Raw genomic sequence first — 1541 nt, forward strand, 5'->3', positions numbered from 1 at the left:
CGCGCGCGGCCTCGGCTGGTTCTCGATCGGCCTCGGGCTGCTGGAGCTGGCGGCGGCGCGGGGCCTGTGCCGGACCCTCGGCCTCGAGGGCCGGGAGACGCTGGTGCGCAGCTACGGCGTGCGCGAGGTCGCGACCGGCGTCGCCATCCTGACGAGCCACGATCCGGCACCGTGGATCCTGGGCCGCGTCGTCGGCGACGTCCTCGACCTCGCGACCCTGGCCCAGGGCTTCGAGGGCGATCGTGGGCAGAGGGCCAACCGCGTCGCCGCGACGGCGGCGGTGGCGGGCGTGACGGTGCTCGACGTCGTCTGTGCCCAGGGGCTGATCGCCGACAAGCGCCTGTCCCGGCCCGGTGCCTTCGACTACGGCGGCCGCAGCGGCTTCCCCCGTCCGCCGCAGGCCATGCGCGGGGCGGCGGCCGACTTCGCGGTCCCGCACGATTTCCGGGCTCCCGAGGCCCTGCGGCCCTGGTCGGGCGACGCCTCCGGGTCCCGCGGCATGCCAGGAACCTTGCCGGCGGAAAATATCTGATTTGCCGGCAAATTATACGGTCGGCGAGACGCGTGGCCGATCGGATCCGCGTCGGCAGGCAGGCAGTCATCGCCCCCCATCGAAAGGACGCGCGGCCATGATCCAGCAGGTTTCGGTCGATCCGGAGGCGCAGGCGGGCAAGGCCGCCGAGGACGGCACAAGGACGCTCGCCGGCGATCTCGCCTATCGCCGCCTGATGATGGTCAACGTGGTCTTCGTCGGCACGCCCGGCGCCGGGGATCGCGGCTGGGTGCTGGTCGATGCCGGCATTCCCGGCACGAAGGGCCTGATCCAGGGCGCGGCCGAGGCACGCTTCGGCCCGGGCGCCCGCCCGGCGGCCATCGTCCTCACCCACGGGCATTTCGACCATGTCGGGGTGCTGGAGGATCTGGCCGCGGAATGGGACGCCCCCGTCTACGCCCACGCGCTGGAGCGGCCCTACCTCGACGGCAGCGCCGCCTACCCCCGGCCCGATCCGAATGTCGGCGGCGGCGCGCTGGCGCTGCTGTCGCCGTTCTACCCGACGAAGCCGGTCGACGTGGCCAGCCGCCTCGTCACCCTGCCGGAGGACGGGACGGTGCCGCCGATGCCGGGCTGGCGCTGGATCCACACCCCCGGCCACAGCCCCGGCCACGTCTCGCTCTGGCGCCCGGGCGACCGGTCCTTGATCGCCGGGGACGCCTTCGTGACGACGGCGCAGGAATCGATCTATGCGGTCGCGGTCCAGGAGCTAGAGATCCACGGGCCGCCGATGTACCTGACGATCGACTGGCCCGCCGCCGCCGCCTCGGTCCGCAGCCTCGCCGCCCTGCAGCCCGAGCGCGTCGTCACCGGCCACGGCCGCGCCCTGGAAGGCGCGGAGATGCGCCGTGGCCTCGACGTCCTGGCGCGGGACTTCGAGACCGTCGCGGTGCCCCGGCACGGCCGCTACGTCGACCACCCGGCGACCGCCGGCGACGGATCGGCCTATCGCGCGCCGTGAGCCGGCCGCTCAGGCGGCGGCCCGCGC

General features: G+C 74.4%; 2 protein-coding genes. Both read left to right on the forward strand.

Annotated features, from left to right (window positions below; translation table 11 throughout):
• On the forward strand, positions 1-532 hold a 532-nt coding region (locus tag FV223_RS27265; protein WP_147729825.1), incomplete at its 5' end, for a cyclase dehydrase.
• A 97-nt stretch (positions 533-629) separates the two neighbouring features.
• Positions 630-1514, forward strand: a complete 885-nt coding sequence (locus FV223_RS27270) for an MBL fold metallo-hydrolase (protein WP_147729826.1) — start codon at positions 630-632, stop codon at positions 1512-1514.
• The last annotated feature ends 27 nt before the right edge of the window (positions 1515-1541 follow it).

The organism is Methylobacterium sp. WL116, assembly GCF_008039455.1.
GTDB lineage: Bacteria > Pseudomonadota > Alphaproteobacteria > Rhizobiales > Beijerinckiaceae > Methylobacterium.

Excerpts from the sequence above, each read along its gene's own strand:
- FV223_RS27270 (WP_147729826.1), top strand. The coding sequence starts at position 630 with ATGATCCAGCAGGTTTCGGTCGATCCGGAGGCGCAGGCGGGCAAGGCC.